Origin of the sequence: Pseudomonas sp. R3-18-08, from assembly GCF_003852065.1 — a bacterium.
Classification (GTDB): domain Bacteria; phylum Pseudomonadota; class Gammaproteobacteria; order Pseudomonadales; family Pseudomonadaceae; genus Aquipseudomonas.
This window is the reverse complement of the sequence record NZ_CP027729.1, coordinates 5,316,078-5,332,862: the sequence shown is the minus strand read 5'-3', so window position 1 is coordinate 5,332,862 and position 16,785 is coordinate 5,316,078. Positions and strand designations below refer to the sequence as shown.

General features: G+C 60.8%; 15 protein-coding genes. 8 read left to right on the top strand and 7 right to left on the bottom strand.

Annotated elements, in window-relative coordinates:
• Positions 1-20: 20 nt before the first annotated feature.
• On the bottom strand, positions 21-965 hold the full coding sequence (locus tag C4J92_RS24570) for a choline ABC transporter substrate-binding protein (protein WP_124405496.1): 945 nt from the start codon (positions 963-965) through the stop codon (positions 21-23).
• Positions 966-1,158: 193 nt separating this feature from the next.
• Here C4J92_RS24570 and C4J92_RS24565 point away from each other — a divergent pair, with 193 nt between their 5' ends.
• Positions 1,159-2,103 carry a GlxA family transcriptional regulator gene (locus C4J92_RS24565; RefSeq protein ID WP_124405857.1) on the top strand — a complete coding sequence of 315 codons (945 nt, stop codon included), beginning with the start codon at positions 1,159-1,161 and terminating at the stop codon, positions 2,101-2,103.
• Between the two features lie 193 nt (positions 2,104-2,296).
• Here C4J92_RS24565 and C4J92_RS24560 read toward each other — a convergent pair whose 3' ends face one another.
• The gene (locus C4J92_RS24560) at positions 2,297-2,713 is read right to left on the bottom strand and encodes a DUF3010 family protein (RefSeq protein WP_124405495.1); all 417 of its coding nucleotides are present in this window, start codon (positions 2,711-2,713) and stop codon (positions 2,297-2,299) included.
• A gap of 40 nt (positions 2,714-2,753) precedes the next feature.
• Positions 2,754-3,155 carry a lysozyme inhibitor LprI family protein gene (locus C4J92_RS24555; protein ID WP_124364720.1) on the bottom strand — a complete coding sequence of 134 codons (402 nt, stop codon included), beginning with the start codon at positions 3,153-3,155 and terminating at the stop codon, positions 2,754-2,756.
• A gap of 218 nt (positions 3,156-3,373) precedes the next feature.
• Here C4J92_RS24555 and C4J92_RS24550 point away from each other — a divergent pair, with 218 nt between their 5' ends.
• From C4J92_RS24550 to C4J92_RS24525, 6 genes are all read left to right on the top strand, one after another.
• Entirely contained in the window at positions 3,374-4,351 is a 978-nt protein-coding gene (locus tag C4J92_RS24550) for a dipeptidase (RefSeq protein WP_124405494.1), read from the top strand.
• 52 nt (positions 4,352-4,403) lie between these two features.
• Positions 4,404-4,934, top strand: coding sequence for a DUF5943 domain-containing protein (locus tag C4J92_RS24545; protein WP_124368619.1), 531 nt, complete (start codon positions 4,404-4,406; stop codon positions 4,932-4,934).
• A 15-nt stretch (positions 4,935-4,949) separates the two neighbouring features.
• Positions 4,950-7,010, top strand: coding sequence for a dimethylglycine demethylation protein DgcA (gene dgcA / locus C4J92_RS24540; protein WP_124364718.1), 2,061 nt, complete (start codon positions 4,950-4,952; stop codon positions 7,008-7,010).
• 172 nt (positions 7,011-7,182) lie between these two features.
• On the top strand, positions 7,183-9,141 hold the full coding sequence (gene dgcB, locus C4J92_RS24535; RefSeq protein ID WP_124405493.1) for a dimethylglycine demethylation protein DgcB: 1,959 nt from the start codon (positions 7,183-7,185) through the stop codon (positions 9,139-9,141).
• On the top strand, positions 9,141-10,361 hold the full coding sequence (locus C4J92_RS24530) for an electron transfer flavoprotein subunit alpha/FixB family protein (protein WP_124405492.1): 1,221 nt from the start codon (positions 9,141-9,143) through the stop codon (positions 10,359-10,361). Before dgcB ends, C4J92_RS24530 begins: the two co-directional genes overlap by 1 nt.
• A 10-nt stretch (positions 10,362-10,371) precedes the next feature.
• Positions 10,372-11,142 carry an electron transfer flavoprotein subunit beta gene (locus C4J92_RS24525; RefSeq protein WP_124405491.1) on the top strand — a complete coding sequence of 257 codons (771 nt, stop codon included), beginning with the start codon at positions 10,372-10,374 and terminating at the stop codon, positions 11,140-11,142.
• 688 nt (positions 11,143-11,830) lie between these two features.
• On the opposite strand, the gene gbcA is transcribed toward C4J92_RS24525, so the two are convergent.
• Positions 11,831-13,126: a glycine-betaine demethylase subunit GbcA gene (gene gbcA / locus C4J92_RS24520; protein ID WP_124368614.1), complete on the bottom strand. Its 1,296-nt coding sequence runs from the start codon at positions 13,124-13,126 to the stop codon at positions 11,831-11,833.
• A gap of 284 nt (positions 13,127-13,410) precedes the next feature.
• Between gbcA and gbcB the strand changes: the two genes are divergently transcribed.
• A complete protein-coding gene (gene gbcB / locus C4J92_RS24515; RefSeq protein ID WP_124372097.1) occupies positions 13,411-14,511 on the top strand; it encodes a glycine-betaine demethylase subunit GbcB in 1,101 nt (366 codons plus the stop codon).
• Positions 14,512-14,642: 131 nt separating this feature from the next.
• Here gbcB and C4J92_RS24510 read toward each other — a convergent pair whose 3' ends face one another.
• The 3 genes from C4J92_RS24510 to C4J92_RS24500 form a co-directional block, all read right to left on the bottom strand.
• Positions 14,643-15,176 (bottom strand): transposase, encoded by a 534-nt coding sequence (locus tag C4J92_RS24510; RefSeq protein ID WP_124405490.1) that lies wholly within the window; start codon positions 15,174-15,176, stop codon positions 14,643-14,645.
• Between the two features lie 88 nt (positions 15,177-15,264).
• The gene (locus C4J92_RS24505; protein WP_124368612.1) at positions 15,265-15,465 is read right to left on the bottom strand and encodes a hypothetical protein; all 201 of its coding nucleotides are present in this window, start codon (positions 15,463-15,465) and stop codon (positions 15,265-15,267) included.
• Between the two features lie 193 nt (positions 15,466-15,658).
• Positions 15,659-16,699, bottom strand: coding sequence for a low specificity L-threonine aldolase (locus C4J92_RS24500; protein WP_124405489.1), 1,041 nt, complete (start codon positions 16,697-16,699; stop codon positions 15,659-15,661).
• Positions 16,700-16,785 lie beyond the last annotated feature (86 nt).

Sequence of the window (16,785 nt, the reverse complement as noted above, 5' to 3'; positions counted from 1 at the left end):
GAAGCGGTGTCTGGAAAAGGTTATTTAACGGTCAGTTGGAGGTTGGCCGCAGCCGGCTTGCCATCGAAGGTGGTCACACCTTCCAGCCAGCGCGCCTGGTCTTGCGGGTGATCCTTGAGCCACTGCTTGGCCGACTCGATGGGGTCCTTGTGATCCAGCAAGGGCTGCATCATCCGGCTCTCATCGGCGGCGGTGAAGGTCAGGTTGGTCAACAGCTTGTGTACGTTGGGGCACTGCTCTGCATAGGTCGGTGAGGTGACGGTCCACACGGTTGCCCTGCCTTCATTCGGGCCCAGGGCGTCATCGCTGCCGGTGAGGTAAGTCATCGCCACGTTGACGTTCATCGGGTGCGGCGCCCAGCCGAAGAACACTACGGGCTCCTTGCGCCGTACCGCACGGTCGACTGCAGAGAGCATGGCCGCTTCGCTGGATTCAACCAGTTGGAACTTGCCCAGGCCGAACTGGTTCTTGGCGATCATGGCCTTGATCTGGGTATTGGCGCCCGAACCCGGCTCGATGCCGTAGATCTTGCCGCCCAACTCTTTTTCGAAGCGGGCGATGTCGGCGAAGGTTTTCAAGCCCTTGTCCGCCAGGTAAGTCGGCACGGCGAGGGTGGCGCGGGCGTCTTCCAGGCTCGGTTTGTCGAGCACTTTGACTTGCTTGGCGTCGACGAACGGCGTGATGGTCTGGGTCATCAACGGGTTCCAGTAGCCCAGGAACAGATCCAGGCGCTGGTCGCGAATGCCGGCAAAGATGATCTGCTGGGACGCGCTGGTTTGTTTGGTCTTGTAGCCGAGGCCGTCGAGCAGCACTTGGGTCATGGCGCTGGTGGCGATCACGTCGGTCCAGTTCACCACGCCCAGGCGCACGTTCTGGCAGGAAGCGGCATCCGCTGCCATGACGGGGGTGCTCAAAATAGCGCTGACGCTGAGTGCAAGCACGCTGCGGCTGATCAGTCGGTTCATGGTGGAGCCCTCGGCAGGTCGTTATTGTGGGGTCCGGCGTCTTTGTGCGCCGTGCAGCCAAGTTACGTACCTTGAGCAGCGCCGAAACGCACAGCGGCGACCGGCTCTTGCACTGCAGCGACCTGCGCGCTTGAATCCGCCCTTGAACGGGAGTATCACAGTGCCACGCTGGTCGTCCTACGAGAGCGCCATCATGTCCCAGGATTTTTATTTTTTGCTGATGCCGGGGTTCTCGGCGATTGGGTTTATTTCCGCGCTGGAACCGTTGCGGGTGGCGAATCGCTTCCGTGGCGAGCTGTACCGCTGGCATGTCTTGAGCGCCGATGGCGGTGCGGTATTGGCGAGCAATGGCATGTCGGTCAATGCCGACGCTGCGTTGGAACCGCTGAAAAAGGGTGCGACGCTGTTGGTGGTGGCCGGCTTCGAACCGCTGCAGTTCGCCACGCCGGCGCTGGAACACTGGCTGCGCCGTCTCGACCACGACGGCGTGACCCTCGGCGCCATCGACACCGGCGCCTGCGTGCTGGCCGAAGCCGGCCTGCTCGACGGCCACCGCCTGACCTTGCACTGGGAAGCCATCGATGCGTTCAAGGAATCGTATCCGCACCTGAGCGTCACCCAGGAACTGTTCGAGATCGACCGCCGTCGCATCACCTGTGCCGGCGGCACCGCGTCCATCGACCTGATGCTCGACCTCATCGCCCAGGCCCACGGCCCGGACCTGGCGATTCAGGTGTCCGAACAGTTCGTGCTGGGCCGCATCCGCCCGCGCAAAGACCACCAGCGCATGCAGATCGCCACCCGCTACGGCATCAACAACAAAAAACTGGTGCAGGTGATCGGCGAAATGGAGCAACACACCGAGCCGCCCCTTAGTACCCTGGCCCTGGCCGACGCGATCAAGGTTACCCGGCGCCAACTGGAACGGCTGTTTCGCCTGCATCTGAACGACACACCGAGTAACTTCTACCTGCGCCTGCGCCTGGAAAAAGCCCGACAACTGCTGCGCCAGAGCGATATGAGCGTGCTGGAAGTGAGCATTGCGTGCGGGTTCGAGTCGCCTTCGTATTTCACCCGCAGTTATCGGGCGAGGTTTGCCAAGTGTCCGAGGGAGGATCGGCGACGGGAGGTGGTTTGATCGTTTTTTAGTCAATTATAGGCGCGACTATAATTTATAGTCGTTTCTATAATTAGGTATAAAAGCGGCCGGCACTGCGGATCAAATGTGGGAGGGGGCTTGCTCCCGATAGCGGTGTATCAGTCACAGAAGTACTAACTGACACACCCTCATCGGGAGCAAGCCCCCTCCCACAGTAGATTTTTGGTGTGACTTATTTCTTCAGCAGGGCCGAACACGCCGCCTTGTAAGCCTCATGCTGATACTTGTTCAGCGTCGCCGGCAGTTCAAAGGTGTGCTTCTTGTTCTGCGCATTGATGGTCTGCGGCGACAGCAGCGTCACTTCAACCCCCTCCAGCAACTGAAACACCCCTTCAATCTTGAACGTGGTCGGGCCACCGGCGAATTCGCCTTTCTTGCTGCGCTTCTTGATCGCGATCCGGGTGATGGCGTTTGCCTGCACGAACGCCTTCACCTGGGCGGCGAAGGCTTTAACGTTGGCGGCTTCGTCGTCATCTTCAAGGGCGATTTTCTTGGTGGCCAGGGCGACGTGGGTCAGCGCCTGGTTGTCCAGGGAAGCGACGGCGATGATGGCTTCGCTGCCTTTGATTTCGATACCGCAGAGAGTCATGAAAAGCCCTGGTTCAGAAGGAAAGTCGCAGGATTGTCGCTTATTCCTGCCCAATCGACTCCAAAAACTCCGACCGCTCGTCACTCATCCGCGCCAGGCAATCATTCAGCGCAATCGCATACGCCTTGGTCCCGGTCGCCGCCGGGAAGGTGTCCACCGCGCAATCGGCATCACGTAGTTTTTCCCACTTCTGCTGGGCATCCTTCAGACGAGCGGTAATGTCGGCGAGCTTGGTCTTGTCGCTGCCGTAGGTGGAACCCATGCGCTCCAGCAGGCCCTGATAGTTGTCTTTCAACAATTGCTCGGCGGTGGTTTTGTTGTAGGTGGCGCATTCCAGGGTTTGCTGGTCGTTCTCGATGCCGTCGCACGGCGTGCTGTCGGTGTCTTCGGCGGCGTGGACGCCGGTTGCGATGAGTGCCAAAGCCAGGAAAATCGATTTCATTGCGCCGTCTCATATCAGGTGATGCGGAATTCTGGCTCAAGCGTAAGACAAAGAACAGCCGCCAGTCAGGCATGTCTACACAGGCTTTGTCGCGGATTGACGCTTTCGGCAATTCCCCTGTCGTTTTTGCACCCGGCTCCGTCGGCCCCTGGGCATATGCTGGCCCCAAAGCGCCGGCAGACGATTCGGCGCATGAATCGCCAATAAGGGGACGCCTGATGAGCCCAGCCGAGTTGCACGCCGACAGCATCGTTATCGACGGTCTGATTATTGCCAAGTGGAACCGCGACCTGTTCGAAGACATGCGCAAAGGTGGCCTGACGGCCGCCAACTGCACGGTGTCGGTGTGGGAAGGCTTCCAGGCCACGATCAATAACATCGTCGCCAGCCAGACCCTGATCCGCGAAAACAGCGACCTGGTGATCCCGGTGAAAACCACCGCCGATATCCGTCGCGCCAAGGAGCAGGGCAAGACCGGCATCATCTTCGGCTTTCAGAATGCCCACGCGTTTGAAGACCAGCTCGGCTATGTCGAGATCTTCAAGCAGCTCGGCGTCGGTGTGGTGCAGATGTGCTACAACACCCAGAATCTGGTGGGCACCGGCTGCTACGAGCGTGACGGCGGCCTGTCGGGGTTCGGCCGCGAGATCGTCGCCGAGATGAACCGTGTCGGCATCATGTGCGACCTGTCCCACGTCGGTTCCAAGACCAGCGAAGAAGTCATACTCGAATCGAAAAAGCCGGTGTGCTATTCCCACTGCCTGCCCTCAGGCCTCAAGGAGCACCCGCGCAACAAATCCGATGAAGAACTCAAGTTCATCGCCGACCACGGCGGGTTTGTCGGCGTGACCATGTTCGCGCCGTTCCTGGTCAAGGGCATCGATTCGACCATCGACGATTACGCCGAAGCCATCGAATACACCATGAACATCGTCGGCGAAGACGCCATCGGCATCGGCACCGACTTCACCCAGGGCCATGGCCAGGATTTCTTTGAAATGCTGACCCATGACAAAGGCTACGCCCGCCGCCTGACCAGCTTCGGCAAGATCATCAACCCGCTGGGCATCCGCACCGTGGGCGAGTTTCCCAACCTCACCGAGACCCTGCTCAAGCGCGGCCATCCTGAACGCGTGGTGCGCAAGATCATGGGCGAGAACTGGGTCAATGTCTTGAAAGACGTCTGGGGCGAATAAGCCAGACACCCACCGGCAACACCACTACGAATTTTTCTGGAGTTAAGTTTCCATGGCCAAGATCGCCCCGCAATTGCCAATCGAAGTCGACAGCGAAACCGGTGTCTGGACCTCCGACGCCCTGCCGATGCTGTACGTGCCGCGCCATTTCTTTGTCAACAACCACATGGGCATCGAAGAAGTGCTGGGTGCCGACGCCTACGCCGAGATCCTCTACAAGGCCGGCTACAAGTCCGCCTGGCACTGGTGTGAAAAAGAAGCCGAGTGCCACGGCCTGGAAGGCGTCGCGGTGTTCGAGCACTACATGAAGCGCCTGTCGCAACGCGGCTGGGGCCTGTTCAAGATTCAGGACATCGACCTGGATAAAGGCACCGCCAGCGTCAAGTTGGAACATTCGGCCTTCGTCTACGTGTACGGCAAGGTCGGGCGCAAAGTCGACTACATGTTCACCGGCTGGTTTGCCGGCGCGATGGACCAGATCCTTCAAGCGCGTGGCAGCACCCTGCGCACTGTGGCCGAACAAGTCTACGGAGGCTCCGAAGAGGGCCACGATGATGGTTTGTTCACCGTCAAGCCGTTGTAAGCCGAGGACCGTGCCATGGCTTTCGAAGCAATGTTCCAACCGATCCAGATCGGCAAACTGACCATCCGCAACCGCGTGCTCAGTACCGCCCACGCCGAGGTGTATGCCACCGACGGCGGCATGACCACCGACCGTTACGTGAAGTACTACGAAGAGAAGGCCAAGGGCGGTATCGGCCTGGCGATCTGCGGCGGCTCCTCGGTGGTGGCCATCGACAGCCCCCAGGAATGGTGGAGTTCGGTGAACCTGTCCACCGACCGCATCATCCCGCACTTCCAGAACCTGGCCGACGCCATGCACAAGCATGGCGCCAAGATCATGATCCAGATTACCCACATGGGCCGTCGCTCGCGTTGGGACGGCTTCAACTGGCCGACCCTGATGTCGCCGTCCGGTGTGCGTGAGCCGGTGCACCGTGCCACCTGCAAGACCATCGAGCCGGAAGAGATCTGGCGCGTGATCGGCAACTATGCCAGCGCCGCCAAGCGTGCCAAGGCCGGTGGCCTGGACGGGGTGGAATTGTCCGCCGTGCACCAGCACATGATCGATCAGTTCTGGAGCCCGCGGGTCAACAAGCGCACCGACGAATGGGGTGGCACCTTCGAAGGCCGCATGAAGTTCGGCCTGGAAGTGTTAAAGGCCGTGCGCGCCGAAGTCGGTGACGATTTCTGTGTAGGCATGCGCCTGTGCGGTGACGAGTTCCACCCGGACGGCCTGTCCCACGAGGACATGAAGCAGATCGCCAAGTATTACGACGACACCGGCATGCTCGACTTCATCGGCGTGGTGGGCTCAGGGTGCGATACGCACAACACCCTGGCCAACGTGATCCCGAACATGAGTTACCCGCCGGAGCCGTTCCTGCACCTGGCGGCCGGTATCAAGGAAGTGGTGAAAGTCCCTGTGCTGCACGCGCAGAACATCAAGGACCCGAACCAGGCCACGCGCATTCTGGAAGGCGGCTATGTGGACATGGTCGGCATGACCCGCGCGCATATTGCCGACCCGCACCTGATCGCCAAGATCAAGATGGGCCAGATCGACCAGATCAAACAGTGCGTCGGCGCCAACTATTGCATCGACCGCCAGTACCAGGGCCTGGATGTGCTGTGCATCCAGAACGCCGCGACCTCCCGTGAATACATGGGCGTGCCGCACATTATCGAGAAGTCCACCGGGCCCAAACGCAAAGTGGTCGTGGTGGGTGCGGGGCCGGCCGGTATGGAGGCTGCACGCGTCGCCGCCGAACGCGGCCACGAGGTGACCCTGTTCGAAAAGAAAGAATTTATCGGCGGGCAGATCACCACCGCATCGAAAGCGCCGCAGCGCGACCAGATTGCCGGTATCACCCGCTGGTTCCAGTTGGAGTTGGCACGTTTGAAAGTCGATCTGCGCCTGGGCGTGGCGGCGGATGCCGAAACTATCCTCGACCTGCGCCCGGACGTGGTGGTGCTGGCGGTCGGCGGGCATCCGTTTATCGAGCAGAACGAACACTGGGGCGCGGCCGAAGGCCTGGTGGTGAGCAGTTGGGACGTGCTCGACGGCAAAGTCGCACCGGGCAAGAACGTGCTGGTGTACGACACCATCTGCGAATTCACCGGCATGTCGGTGGCGGATTTCCTTGCGGACAAAGGCTGCCAGGTCGAGATCGTCACCGACGATATCAAGCCGGGCGTGGCCATCGGCGGTACGTCGTTCCCGACTTACTACCGCAGCATGTACCCCAAGGAAGTGATCATGACCGGCGACATGATGCTGGAAAAGGTCTACCGCGAAGGCGACAAGCTGGTGGCGGTGCTGGAGAACGAATACACCGGGGCCAAGGAGGAGCGGGTGGTCGACCAGGTGGTGGTGGAGAACGGCGTGCGCCCGGACGAGGCAATTTATTACGGGCTCAAGGAAGGTTCACGCAACAAGGGCCAGATAGACGTCGAAGCCCTGTTCGCGATCAAGCCGCAGCCGTGCCTGAGCGAACCGGGTGAAGGGTACTTGTTGTTCCGCATCGGTGACTGTGTGGCCCAGCGCAATACCCATGCCGCGATCTATGACGCCCTGCGCTTGTGCAAGGATTTCTAAGCCGACACCGAGCCAAAGTGGACTCGGTCCAAATGTGGGAGGGGGCTTGCTCCCGATAGCGGTGGGTCAGCTACAGCTATATCAACTGACACTCCGCCATCGGGAGCAAGCCCCCTCCCACATTTCAAGGCCAGTTTCACAGTAGACCTGTGTGGTCTGTGGGAGCTTCACCATGTTGAACACCTTGCTGCCAATTCTTCTGTTTGCCGCTTTGGGGCTCGCCGTCCTCGGCGCCCTGCGCCGGGTGAACATGTGGCGCCGTGGCCGCGCCTCCAAGGTCGACCTGCTCGGCGGCCTGCTGGCCATGCCCAAGCGCTACATGGTCGACCTGCACCACGTGGTCGCCCGCGACAAATACATCGCCAATACCCACGTCGCCACCGCGCTGGGCTTTGTGCTGTCGGCGCTGCTGGCGGTGCTAGTGCACGGTTTCGGCCTGCATAACCGTATCCTCGGCTATGCGCTGCTTTTGGCCTCGACCTTGATGTTTGTCGGCGCCATCTTCATGTACCTGCGCCGCCGCAATCCGCCCGCGCGCCTGTCGAAGGGCCCGTGGATGCGCTTGCCGAAAAGCCTGATGGCGTTCTCGGTCAGCTTTTTCCTCGTGACCCTGCCGGTGGCCGGCATCTTGCCCGCCGACTTCGGCGGCTGGCTGCTGGCCGCGTTGTTGAGCGTGGGCGTGTTGTGGGGCGTGTCTGAAATGTTCTTCGGCATGACCTGGGGCGGCCCGATGAAGCACGCCTTCGCCGGTGCCTTGCACCTGGCCTGGCACCGCCGCGCCGAGCGCTTTGGGGGTGGGCGTTCCACCGGTTTGAAACCGCTGGACCTCAGCGACAAAACCGCGCCGTTGGGCGTGGAAAAACCCAAGGACTTCACCTGGAACCAACTGCTCGGTTTCGACGCCTGCGTGCAGTGCGGCAAGTGCGAAGCCGCCTGCCCGGCGTTCGCCGCCGGCCAGCCGCTGAACCCGAAAAAGCTGATCCAGGACATGGTGGTCGGCCTGGCCGGTGGCACCGATGCCAAGTTCGCCGGCAGCCCCTATCCATCAATTAACGGCGGGGGCAAACCAATCGGCGAGCACGGCGGCAACCCGCACCAGCCGATCGTCAACGGCCTGGTGGACGCCGAGACACTGTGGTCATGCACCACCTGTCGCGCCTGCGTGGAAGAGTGCCCGATGATGATCGAGCACGTGGACGCCATCGTCGACATGCGCCGCTACCTCACCCTGGAAAAGGGCGCAACGCCGAACAAAGGCGCCGAAGTCCTGGAAAACCTGATCGCCACCGACAACCCCGGCGGCTTCGCACCCGGCGGCCGGCTGAACTGGGCGGCGGATTTGAACCTGCCGCTGCTCAGCGAGAAAGGCAGCTGCGAGGTGCTGTTCTGGGTCGGCGACGGCGCCTTCGACATGCGCAACCAGCGCACCCTGCGCGCGTTCGTCAAAGTGCTCAAGGCGGCCAGGGTCGACTTCGCCGTGCTTGGCCTGGAAGAGCGCGACAGCGGCGACGTGGCGCGGCGCCTGGGCGATGAAGCGACCTTTCAGTTGCTGGCTTCGCGCAATATCCAGACCCTGGCCAAGTACAGCTTCAAGCGCATCGTCACCTGCGATCCGCACAGTTTTCATGTGCTGAAAAACGAATACGGCGCCTTCAACGGCAACTACCTCGTGCAGCACCACAGCACCTTCATGGCCGAGCTGATCGGCGAGGGCGCGTTGAACCTGGGCCAGCACAAAGGCACCAGCGTGACCTATCACGACCCTTGCTATCTGGGCCGCTACAACGGCGAATACGAGGCGCCGCGCCAAGTGCTGCGGGCCCTGGGTATCGAGGTCAAGGAGATGCAACGCTCGGGCTTTCGTTCACGCTGCTGCGGCGGCGGTGGCGGCGCGCCGATCACCGACATCCCCGGCAAGCAACGCATCCCCGATATGCGCATGGACGACATCCGCGAGACCGGCGCCGAACTGGTAGCTGTGGGTTGCCCGCAGTGCACGGCGATGCTTGAAGGCGTGGTCGAACCGCGCCCGTTGATCAAAGACATTGCCGAATTGGTGGCCGACGCCTTGCTTGAAGATGCGGCACCGGCCAAGGCGCCCAACAAGCGTGAACCTGCGGAGGTGCATTGATGAGCGACATTATCCGCCGCGATCCCCGTGCCGAATGGATCGCCCGTAACCGTCTTCATCCTTTGCACGCGGCGATGCAGCCCGTGCAACAGAGCTGGATGGGGCCCAACGGTGTGATCCGCAAGAACGTGCATGGTGTTGGTTTTATCGGCCCCAACGGGATCAAGCGTATCGACCGCAGCGGCGCCCAGCAGGGCGGTGCGGCCAGGCGTACGGCGGCGGTCGAGGTGCTGTTGCCGCTGCACCAGGTGCCAATGCCGACGTTCTACATCAACGTGGTGCCGGATATGGTCGGTGGCCGCCTGAGCAGCCACGACCGCGATTTGCTCGGCCTGGCCCGGCAACTGGCCGGCAGTGACGGCGCGGTACTGGCGGTGGTGTTTGGTGAACACAAGGAGAGCGCGTTTGCTACAGCGGGCGTGGACCGCCTGCTGGTGCTGGACGGTCACGAGTTCGACGGTTATTCACCGGAGCAGCGCGTCCAGGGCCTGCGGGCTGTGGATAACCAGTTCAACCCGCGTCACTGGTTGCTGCCGGACAGCCGCAGCGGCGGCGGCGAGCTGGGTCGGCGTTTTGCCGCCAGCCTCAAGGAGCGCCCGGCCACGCGGGTGTGGCAGATCAAAGGTGAGGCGTGCATCGGCCGCGCCGGTGCGGGCCAGGAAGATCTGGCCCGGCCATTGCCGCGCCTGATCCTCGCGGCCGCCGAATGTGCCGATCCGGTCAGCGACACGCGCCATGAAGTCTTGCCCGTGGAGTTATCCACAACCCTGGCGCGCAGCCTGCCACGTATCGAAGACCTCGGCGCAGTGGCGGTGGACCCGGCGGCGATTCCCATGGCCGAAGCGGAATTCATTTTTTCTGGCGGCAACGGCGTGAAGGACTGGGCGCTGTTCCACCAGACCGCCGCCGCCCTGGGCGCCACCGAGGGCGCGTCGCGGGTGGCGGTGGACGATGGCTATATGGCGCGTGATCGCCAGGTCGGCGCCAGCGGCACCTGGGTCACGGCGCGGGTGTACGTGGCCGTGGGCATTTCCGGGGCGATCCAGCACCTGCAAGGCATCGGTGCCTGCGACAAGGTGGTGGCGATCAACCTCGACCCGGGTTGCGACATGATCAAGCGTGCCGACCTGTCGGTGATCGGCGAAAGCGCCGCGATTCTGCAAGCCTTGATCGCTGCGGTCGAGGCCCACCGCAACGGCGCCAAGCGCGATGCAGCCTAGGGATATGACCATGACAACCAATGTAATCAGCCTGGTATCCGTCGGCGCCCACCCCACTTCCGGGCGCCCGCGCCGTGCCGAACAAGATGCGCGTGCGGTCGAGCTGGGGCTGCAGATGGCTGGGGATAAGTTGCAGGTACTGCACGCCGGCGATATCAGCGAGCCGACCTTGCGCAGCTACCTGGGCATGGGCCTGCCGCAACTGCATGTGCTGGAACAGCCGGCGGGCGCCGATGCGTTGCCGGTGTTGAGTGACTATCTACGCGACGCTGGCGCCCAGGTGGTGCTTACCGGCAGCCAGGCGGAAACCGGCGAGGGTTCGGGCATGCTGCCGTTTCTGTTGGCCGAACAACTGGGTTGGCCGCTGATAGTCGGCCTGGCCCAAGTGGAGTCCATCGAAAGCGGCGTGGCCCACGTGCTGCAAGCCTTGCCCCGTGGCCAGCGGCGGCGCTTGAAGGTACGCCTGCCTTTTCTCGCCACTGTGGATAACGCCGCGCCCAAGCCTCGGCAAAGCGCCTATGGACCGGCGCAACGTGGCGAGCTTGCCGCCCACGAAGTCGAGATCGAACAGGATCAGTTATTCACAGACGCGCTGCTGCAGCCGGCCAAGCCGCGACCCAAGCGCCTCAAGGTGATCAAGGCCAAGAGTGGCGCCGACCGGATGAAGGCAGCGACGGCCAAGGCCAGCGGGGGCGGTGGGCAAGTGCTCAAGGGCCTCAGCCCGGAGGCGGGCGCTGAAGCCATTCTCAAGCTGTTGATAGAAGAAGGCGTCGTGCGCTGAACCCTTGTGGGAGGGGGCTTGCTCCCGATGGCGGAGTATCAGTTGATATAGCTGTAACTGACCCACCGCTATCGGGAGCAAGCCCCCTCCCACATTTGGACCTGCGGTTTACCCACAATGGCTGTTGATCCGCCTGTGGATAAGATGTTCGCTGTCGGTTACAGGCCTTATAAACAAAGGCTGTCCTCAATCTGCTCAAAATCTGATCAAAGGTTGTTTTTACAGTCCTGAAAGTGCTGAACACCTCGATATATGCAGGTTTGACGCGGTTTTCCACAGCGTGAGCAAAGTTGCCCCCAAAGTCTGTTGGTGCTTCTGTGGATAAGGTGTTCGCGTTCCTCTGTAGCCCTTGAGTACCGTGGCTTACAGGCTTTAGATCAAAAAATGATCAATACAGGATAAAATCCTGTGCTTTGAATAAGTCACGGATTTTCTTGATTTATTTCCAGAGAAAAAGACAGTTGCCCACAATTGCTGTGGGTGTCTTTGTGGATAAGTTGTTGGGCGAAGGCTGTAGGGCAGGCTTTTAGCGGTCCGCGCGAGAGTTGATCAAATATTGTTCAGCGCCTGGTACAGGTGTGGGAGGGGGCTTGCTCCCGATAGGGATGGATCAGCTTGCACATGCATTGGCTGATACTCCGCTATCGGGAGCAAGCCCCCTCCCACATTTTGATCCACGGCGTATCAGTTATTCGTGGGCGGCCACGCCTTTGAGGTAGGGCGCGGGCGCGGCACCAAGGTTGTTCAGCATGCGTTCGCTGTACCAATCGACAAAGTTCACCACGCCGAACTCATAGGTCTTGGAGTACGGGCCTGGCTGGTAAGCGGTGGAGTTGATCCCGCGCTGGTTCTCTTCGGCCAGGCGACGGTCCTGGTCGTTGGTGGCGTCCCACACTTGGCGCATGCGCTCCACGTCGTAGTCCACGCCTTCCACCGCGTCCTTGTGCACGATCCACTTGGTGGTGACCATGGTTTCCTGGGCACTGATCGGCCACACGGTGAACACGATGATGTGATCGCCCATGCAGTGATTCCACGAGTGGGGCAGGTGCAGGATGCGCATCGAGCCCAGGTCGGGGTTCTTGATTCGGCCCATCAGTTTTGCGCAGCCCTGTTTGCCGTCCAGGGTCATCGACACGGTGCCCTTGAGCAGTGGCATGCGCACGATACGGTTGCGCAGGCCAAAACTGGCGTGGGCATAAGGAATCTTCTCGGCATCCCAGGCGGCGGCGGAAGCAGCCACGTGGTCCTTGAACGCCTGATCGGCGCGCGGGTCGGTGACGTCGTCCCATTCCAGCAAGGTTTTCAGCAGTTCCGGGTGCGACGCGTTGCAGTGGTAGCACTCGCGGTTGTTTTCCAGCACCAGCTTCCAGTTGGCTTTTTCAAACAAGGTGGTCTGGATCGCCACCTTGGTGTTCTCCATGTCGTACGGTTCCATGTAATGGTTCAGGGTCGACAGGAAGTCATCGATGGCCGGTGGGTTTTCCGCCAGGCTGATGAAAATGTAGCCGCCGGCGGTCTTCACGTTCACCGGTTTGAGGCCGTACTGCTTCATGTCGAAGTCAGCGCCCATCTCCGTGCCGGCGAACAACAGACGACCGTCCAGCTCGTAGGTCCACTGGTGGTAATGGCAAACGAGCTTGGCGACCTTGCCCTTTTCGCTGGTGCACAAGCGCGAGCCACGGTGGCGGCATACGTTGTGGAAGGCGTGCACCACACCGTCGGCGCCACGGATCACGATGATCGGGTTCTTGCCCACTTGCAGGGTCAGGTAGTTGCCCTTGGTGGGGATTTCGCAGGTCATGCCGGCAATCAACCACTCTTTCTGGAAGATCTCCTGCATGTCGATATCGAACAGTCGCTCATCAGAGTAAAACGGCTGTGGCAGCGAAAAGGTGCGCTCGCGCTCTTGCAGCATCTGCGCGGTGGCCTTGCGTGCGGGTTCCAGCGGATCGCCCAAGCTTAAGGTTGCGGTGACGTCCATCGTGTATGTCCTCATGGCCATTCTGTGTGGCCGGCGAATAGTGGCTACGGTTGGTGCTGTGCAAGGCGTAAAGAAAGTGTCTTTCGTTGGGAGCGAGTGTGGGCCCGGCGTTGCGTCGAACCTTATCCATGGGCGACATGGCCCAATCTGATCCCGACGCGCAACCCCCTGTCGTTGGGGGCTGGTCGCGGTAAGTATGTGAATGTCGCAGATAGGTAAATGGCGGATTCTCGCGTTACGCAGAATCGCCACCATAAGGCCGAGCCTCGGCGGTGGAGAACAGTATGTCCAACAGCTTCCTGAATCCGGTAACCACCCAGACCTGGGCCAATGGTCGGCACATCGTCCGTTGCGTCAAAGTCATCCAGGAAACCTGGGACGTGCGTACCTTCTGCTTTATGGCCGATCAACCGATCCTGTTCTTTTTCAAGCCCGGGCAGTTCGTCACCCTGGAGCTGGAAATCGAAGGCCAGCCGATCATGCGCTCCTACACCATTTCCAGTTCGCCCTCGGTGCCCTACAGCTTTTCGGTGACCATCAAGCGCGTACCGGGCGGCAAGGTTTCCAACTGGCTGCACGACACGCTGCATGAAGGTCAGGAGCTGGCGGTGCACGGGCCGGTGGGGCTGTTCAACGCTATCGACTACACCAATCCGAAAGTGTTGTACCTGAGCGGCGGCGTCGGTATCACCCCGGTGATGTCCATGGCACGCTGGTTTTACGACACCAACGCCAATGTCGACATGGTCTTCGTGCACAGCGCCCGTTCACCCAAAGACATCATCTACCACCGCGAGCTGGAGCACATGGCGTCGCGGATCGACAACTTCAGCCTGCACCTGATCTGCGAAAAGCATGGACTTGGAGAACCCTGGGCCGGGTACCGCGGCTATCTGAACCACAAGATGCTGGAACTGATGGTGCCGGACTTCCTCGAACGCGAAGTGTTCTGCTGCGGCCCCACGCCGTACATGAGCGCGGTAAAACGCCTGCTGGAAGCCGCCGGTTTCGACATGATGCGCTATCACGAAGAATCCTTCGGCGCGACGCCGCCGGAAGCGCGGGCCGACGCGGTGGAGCAGGCCGAACAAGCCGCTGATGCCCCTGAAGTCGACCTGGCGGACCTGCACCAGGTGGAATTCATAGCGTCCGGCAAGAGCATCCGCGTGGCGCCGGGCGAAACCGTGCATGCGGCGGCGGCCAAGCTTGGCCTGTTGATCCCGAAAGCATGCGGCATGGGCATCTGCGGCACATGCAAGGTGATGAAGCTGGGCGGCGAGGTGGAGATGGAGCACAACGGCGGGATTACCGAAGAGGACGAAGCCGAGGGTTACATCCTGTCATGCTGCAGTGTGCCGAAGGGCGATGTGCGCATCGAGTTCTGACCCGAACGCTGGTGACGCGGAGCGTCACGGGCTGCATTCCCACGCGGAGCGTAGGAACGATCTTATGTCGCTGATCGTTCCCACGCTCCGCGTGGTAACGCCTCCTGGGACGCTCCGCGTCCCGCCTCTCTTTAGAACCAAGGCTGGATGCTGATCAGCCCTTCCATCCCTGCATAGTTGCGAGCGCTGGAGTACCGCCAGTGTTCTGCGCGGTCCACATAGCCTCGTTTCACGGGGTTGTGATGGATGTAATCAAGCTTCTGACGCATGACGGCCTCGCTGTAGACCAGTTCTGCATGGGAGCCTTCCTGCCAGAGTTGATAAACACGATCTGCCTTGTGCGCACGTTTGCTGAAACGCAGGCGCTGTAACACGCGTTCCGCACCTTTGCTCTGCAGGTCGTCGATGATGGTGCGGGCAGTGAAGGATTTGAATTGGCTGACGCATTTTCCCAAGTCGGGCGCTTGGGCAACGAAGTGCAGGTGGTTTTCCAGCACAACGTAGCCAAACAGGTTTAACGCATGGTTACTTTGTTGATATCGCCAGCAATCTAAAAGATGGTCCACCAAGTAACTGCAGGTGAAGAGTGGCAGCCACTCCATGACCGTACAGGTTAGAAAGTGCGGCTTTTCGGGCTCGGTGATGACGTAGTGGCTTCTACCCACGTGCTCATCCTTGAGTTGGGGTGGGACGCGGAGCGTCCAGGGGAGGAGGCATTCCCACGCAGAGCGTGGGAACGATCAGTGGGGAGGGTTACTGGGCGTAGATGTGGATGACGAAGTGTTGGCCTGAGGCTGTCATTTCGTAGACTTTGTCATAAATCCTGAGCGTTCTGGATGGCTCGCGGATGGTATCGCCGACTTTGGCGTGCTTCCTGAACTCGTCCCAGTCGATGACAGTGGTGCTGTCGGTGCCGTTGCTTTGCAGGGTATTGATGTTGTTTTGATATTCCATGATTAAGCTCTCCATTGGATAGGTATTTCCGGCCGATCATTCGGCAGGTAATAGACCCGAAAGGTGGCAGGTATCGCTGCGTTTTCCTTCCGGGTTCCAAGAGGCTAGACAACGAAATCATATTGCGCTGCTGTCAGAAATATCAAAAAACAGACTCGGCAATCGGCCAGCACGGGCTGGGCTGATTTCTACTTCAAGCGTTCATCACTTCCCTGATATCCGCCGCCAATTCTCTTACACGCTCTTCCTCGGTATCCCACGCGCACATGAAGCGTGCGCCGCCTTTGCCGATAAAGGTGTAGAAACGCCAGCCCTTGGCGGTCAGCGCTGCGATGGCCGGTTCCGAGAGTTGCAGGAACACGCCGTTGGCTTGCACCGGGAACATCAGCTCAACGCCAGGAATATCCGCCACCAGGCTGCTGAGCAGTTGCGCGCAGTGGTTGGCGTGGCGCGCATGCTTGAGCCAGGCGTGGTTTTCCAGCAGGCCCACCCACGGTGCCGACAAAAAGCGCATCTTCGACGCCAGTTGGCCGGCCTGTTTGCAGCGGTAGTCGAAGTCTTCGGCCAGCTTGTGGTTGAAGAACAGGATGGCTTCACCCACCGCCATGCCGTTCTTGGTGCCGCCAAAGCACAGCACGTCCACACCGGCCTTCCAGGTCAGGTCGGCCGGCGAGCAGCCGAGGAAGGCGCAGGCGTTGGAGAAGCGTGCGCCGTCCATGTGCAGGTTCAGGCCCAGTTCCTTGCCGGTAGCGCTGATGGCGCGGATTTCTTCCGGGGTGTAGACGCTGCCGACCTCGGTGGCCTGGGTCAGCGTGACGACGCGCGGTTTCGGGTAGTGGATGTCCTGGCGCTTGAGGGCGATTTCGCGGATCGATTCCGGGGTCAGCTTGCCGTTTTCGGTGCGGGCGGTGAGCAGCTTGGAACCGTTAGAGAAAAACTCCGGCGCGCCGCATTCGTCGGTCTCGACGTGGGCGGTTTCCGAGCAAATCACGCTATGGTAGCTCTGGCACAGCGAAGACAGCGCCAGGGAGTTGGCGGCGGTACCGTTGAAGGCGAAGAACACTTCGCAGTCGGTTTCGAACAGATTGCGGAAACCGTCGGCGGCGCGGTGGGTCCACTCATCATCACCGTAGGCGCGTTGATGGCCCTGGTTGGCTTGTTCCATGGCGGCCCAGGCTTCCGGGCAGATGCCGGAATAGTTGTCGCTGGCGAATTGTTGGCTCTTGTCGGTCATGGCCCATTCCTGTGGTCGATGTTGGTGCGCACTTTAACCAAGATTGGGAGGGGGGCGCACGCACTGTAAATGCAAAGTCGTTGGGG